At 63.4% G+C, this 4696-nt stretch carries 4 protein-coding genes; all 4 read left to right on the top strand.

Annotated features, from left to right (window positions below):
- The coding region (locus AC1DYI_RS26970) for an NADH-quinone oxidoreductase subunit J (protein WP_477207201.1) at window positions 1-577 on the top strand (577 nt) is incomplete at its 5' end.
- A 67-nt stretch (window positions 578-644) separates the two neighbouring features.
- Window positions 645-962 carry an NADH-quinone oxidoreductase subunit NuoK gene (nuoK, locus tag AC1DYI_RS26965; protein ID WP_329721384.1) on the top strand — a complete coding sequence of 106 codons (318 nt, stop codon included), beginning with the start codon at window positions 645-647 and terminating at the stop codon, window positions 960-962.
- Between the two features lie 27 nt (window positions 963-989).
- Window positions 990-3032: an NADH-quinone oxidoreductase subunit L gene (gene nuoL / locus AC1DYI_RS26960; RefSeq protein ID WP_477207200.1), complete on the top strand. Its 2043-nt coding sequence runs from the start codon at window positions 990-992 to the stop codon at window positions 3030-3032.
- Between the two features lie 22 nt (window positions 3033-3054).
- Window positions 3055-4539, top strand: a complete 1485-nt coding sequence (locus AC1DYI_RS26955) for an NADH-quinone oxidoreductase subunit M (protein WP_477207199.1) — start codon at window positions 3055-3057, stop codon at window positions 4537-4539.
- Window positions 4540-4696: the final 157 nt, after the last annotated feature.

Below are 4696 nucleotides of genomic sequence, written 5' to 3'. Positions count from 1 at the left end.
GGTCATCACCGCCCGCAGCACGGTGCACGCGGCGCTGTTTCTGGTGCTGGCCTTCTTCAACGCGGCCTGCGTGTGGATGCTGCTGAAGGCCGAGTTCCTGGCGATCGCGCTGGTGCTCGTCTACGTCGGCGCGGTGATGGTGCTGTTCCTCTTCGTGGTGATGATGCTGGACATCAACACCGACAGTTTGAGAGAAGGCTTCTGGGCGAACTTCCCGCTCGCCGCGTTCATCGGCGTGCTGATTGCGCTCGAGATGGCGCTGGTGCTGAAGGGGGGCTTCCGCCTGACCGACGCGGCGCCGATGCCTGAAGACCTGGCCAAGCTGGGCAACACCCGGGCGCTTGGCAAGATCGTCTATACCCAATACCTGTACCCACTGCAGGTGGCGGCGGTGCTGCTGTTGGTGGCCATCATCGCGGCAATCGCGCTGACGCTGCGCAAGCGCAAGGACAGCCGCTCCCAGAACCCGTCCGAGCAGGTGCGAGCCAAGAAGGCCGACCGCGTCCGCCTGGTCAAGATGGATGCGGTGATCGAGCAGCCGTCCGCGCCGGCGACACAGGAAGGAGGCAAGGCATGAGCCCGCAGAGCCGCCTCAAGGGCGAATTCCCCCTCGGGGGGACGGCGCGCAGCGCCAAGGGGGCCGCATGACCGCCACCGGCATCACCCTGGGCCACTACCTTTCGCTGGGCGGCATCCTGTTCGCCTTGTCGGTGGTTGGCATCTTCATGAACCGGCGCAACCTGATCGTGCTGTTGATGGCGATCGAGCTGATGCTGCTTGCCGTCAACATGAACTTCGTCGCCTTCTCGCACTACCTGGGCGACATGGACGGCCAGGTGTTCGTGTTCTTCATCCTCACCGTGGCGGCCGCCGAATCGGCGATCGGCCTGGCAATCCTCGTCGTGTTGTTCCGCAACCGGGCCACGATCGCCGTGGACGAGCTGGACTCCCTCAAGGGCTGACGGCGCACCCAACGCCCCAAGAAGAACATGTCTGCACAACTCTCCCAGAACCTGCTCCTGACGGTGCCGCTGGCACCGCTGGCCGGCTCCGTGATCGCCGGTCTTTTCGGCAAGGCGGTGGGCCGTCGCGGCGCACACCTGATCACCATCCTCGGCGTGCTGATCGCCTTCATCGTCTCGGCGATGGTGTTGAAGTCGGTCGCGCTCGAAGGCGCGCGCTACAACGCTACCGTCTACGAGTGGATGAACGTCGGCGGCCTGAAGATGGAGGTCGGCTTCCTCATCGACGGCCTGACCGCGATGATGATGTGCGTGGTGACCTTCGTGTCGCTGATGGTGCACATCTACACCATCGGCTACATGGAAGAGGACCCGGGCTACCAGCGCTTCTTCTCGTACATCTCGCTGTTCACCTTCTCGATGCTCATGCTGGTCATGAGCAACAACTTCCTGCAGCTGTTCTTCGGCTGGGAAGCGGTGGGCCTGGTGTCGTACCTGCTGATCGGCTTCTGGTTCAAGAAGCCGACCGCGACCTTCGCCAACATGAAGGCCTTCCTGGTCAACCGGGTGGGTGACTTCGGCTTCATTCTCGGCATCGGCCTGATCGTCGCGTTCACCGGCTCGCTGAGCTACACCGAAGTCTTCGGCAAGGCCGAAGAGCTCGCCAAGCTGCCGTTCCCGCTGCCATTGTTCGGCGGCGAGTGGATGCTGCTGACGGTGACCTGCATTTGTCTCTTCATCGGCGCGATGGGCAAGAGCGCACAGTTCCCGCTGCACGTGTGGCTGCCCGATTCGATGGAAGGCCCGACCCCGATCTCGGCGCTGATCCACGCGGCGACGATGGTGACCGCCGGCATCTTCATGGTGACCCGCATGTCGCCGCTGTTCGAGCTGTCGGACACCGCACTGAACTTCGTGATGGTCATCGGCGCCATCACTGCGTTGTTCATGGGTTTCCTCGGCGTGATCCAGAACGACATCAAGCGCGTGGTCGCGTACTCGACGCTGTCGCAGCTCGGCTACATGACGGTGGCACTCGGTGCCTCGGCCTACTCGGTGGCCGTGTTCCACCTGATGACGCACGCGTTCTTCAAGGCGCTGCTGTTCCTCGGCGCGGGCTCGGTGATCATCGGCATGCACCACGACCAGGACATCCGCAACATGGGCGGCCTGCGCAAGCACATGCCGCTGACCTGGATCACCTCGCTGCTGGGTTCGCTGGCGCTGATCGGTACGCCGTTTTTCGCGGGCTTCTATTCGAAGGACTCGATCATCGAAGCGGTGCACGCCAGCCACCTGCCGGGCGCCAGCTTCGCCTATTTCGCGGTGGTCGCCGGCGTGTTCGTGACGGCGTTCYATTCGTTCCGGATGTACTTCTTGGTCTTCCACGGCGAAGAGCGCTTCCACCACAAGCCGTTCCCGCCGGAAGACCACGGTGCCCACGAAGAGCCGGGCGACCACAGCGAAGTGCACGTGCCGCATGAATCGCCTTGGGTGGTGACGGCACCGCTGCTGCTGCTGGCGATCCCGTCGGTGGTGATCGGCTTCCTGACGATCCAGCCGATGCTGTTCGGCGACTTCTTCAAGGACGCCATCACCGTTCACGGTGAGCATCACCACGCGATGGCCGAGCTGGCCGAAGAGTTCCACGGTGCCACCGCCATGGCGGTGCATGCGCTGACCTCGCTGCCGTTCTGGCTGGCGCTGGCTGGTGTGGTCGTTGCCTACGTGTTCTATCTCGTGAAGCCCAGCATTCCGGCGGCCTTCGCGCGCACCTTCGCGCCGATCGTCAAGCTGCTGGAGAACAAGTACTACATGGACTGGATCAACGAGAACATCCTCGCCACCGCAGCCCGTGCCTTGGGCCGTGGCCTGTGGAAGGGCGGCGATGTGGCGGTGATCGATGGCCTCGTGAACGGCACGGCCAGCACGGTCGGCGCGTTCTCGCGCGTGGTGCGAACCATCCAGACCGGCTACCTGTCCTGGTACGCGCTGGTCATGGTGCTGGGCGTGTTCGGGCTGATGACATGGCAACTGTGGCCCTACCTGCTGGGCTTGATCGCTCACTGACGAATAAGAGCGGAGAACAAGAATGGGTCTTTTGAGCGTTGCCATCTGGCTGCCGATCGCCTTTGGCGCGGTGCTGCTGGCTTTCGGCCGCGACAGCAACCCCGGCGCGACGCGCTGGCTGGCGCTGGTCGGTGCCGTGGTCAGTTTTCTCGTCACTTTGCCGCTGATCTCGGGCTTTGACACTGGCACTGCCGCGATGCAGTTCCAGGAAAACATGGTCTGGATCGAGCGCTTCAATGTGCGCTACCACCTGGGCGTGGACGGCATCTCGGTCTGGTTCGCGTTGCTGACTGCCTTCATCACGGTGATCGTCGTGATCGCCGGCTGGCAGGTGATCACCGACCGCGCCCACCAGTACATGGGTGCCTTCCTGATCCTGTCGGGCCTGATGGTCGGCGTGTTCTCGGCCTGCGACGGCCTGCTGTTCTACGTCTTCTTCGAGGCCACGCTGATCCCGATGTACATCATCATCGGTGTCTGGGGCGGGCCGCGGCGTGTCTACGCGGCGTTCAAGTTCTTCCTCTACACGCTGCTCGGCTCGCTGCTGATGCTGGTGGCGCTGATCTACCTGTACTACAAGTCGGGTGGCAGCTTCGACATCGCGGCCTGGCACAAGCTGCCGCTGCCGATGTCGGCCCAGGCCCTGCTGTTCTTCGCCTTCTTCGCTGCCTTCTCGGTCAAGGTGCCGATGTGGCCGGTGCACACCTGGCTGCCGGACGCTCACGTCGAGGCGCCTACCGGTGGCTCGGTGGTGCTGGCCGCCATCATGCTGAAGCTCGGTGCCTACGGTTTCCTGCGGTTCTCGATGCCGATCGCGCCGGATGCGAGCCGCGAGTACGCCTGGTTCATCATTGCGCTGAGCCTGATCGCGGTGATCTACATCGGCCTGGTCGCGCTGGTGCAGCAGGACATGAAGAAGCTGGTGGCCTATTCGTCGATCGCCCACATGGGCTTCGTGACGCTGGGTTTTTTCATCTTCAACGAGCTCGGCGTTTCGGGCGGCCTGGTGCAGATGATCTCGCACGGCTTCGTGTCGGGCGCGATGTTCCTGTGCATCGGCGTGCTGTACGACCGAGTGCACTCGCGTGAGATCTCCAGCTACGGCGGCGTCGTCAACACGATGCCGAAGTTCGCTGCCTTCGCACTGCTGTTCGCGATGGCCAATTGCGGCCTGCCGGGCACTGCCGGTTTCATAGGCGAGTGGATGGTGATCCTGGGCACGGTGAAGGTGAACTTCTGGCTCGGCGCGCTGGCCGCCACCGCGTTGATCTTCGGTGCCGCCTACACGCTGTGGATGTACAAGCGCGTCTACTTCGGCGACGTGGCCAACGGCGACGTGAAGGAACTGCAAGACCTGAACGCCCGTGAGTTCCTGATGATGGCCATGCTGGCCGTTGCGGTGATGGTCATGGGCCTGTACCCGAAACCCTTCACCGATGTGATGCACGTGTCCGTGAACGAGCTGCTGCAGCACGTGGCCAACTCAAAACTGCCCAAGCTGCCCTGAGGCCGACGCCGGAGCGCTCCCCATGACCCAAATGAACTGGCTCGTCGCCTACCCCGAGATCCTGCTGCTGGTGGCCGCCTGCGTGGTGGCGCTGGTCGATCTGAATGTCACCGACCCGAAGCGTCGCGTCACCTTCTGGCTGACGCAAGCATCGCTC

This window comes from Ideonella sp. P3_A4 (assembly GCF_056403075.1).
The sequence above is the reverse complement of the archived record's forward strand: the minus strand, read 5'-3'. Positions and strand labels throughout refer to the sequence as shown.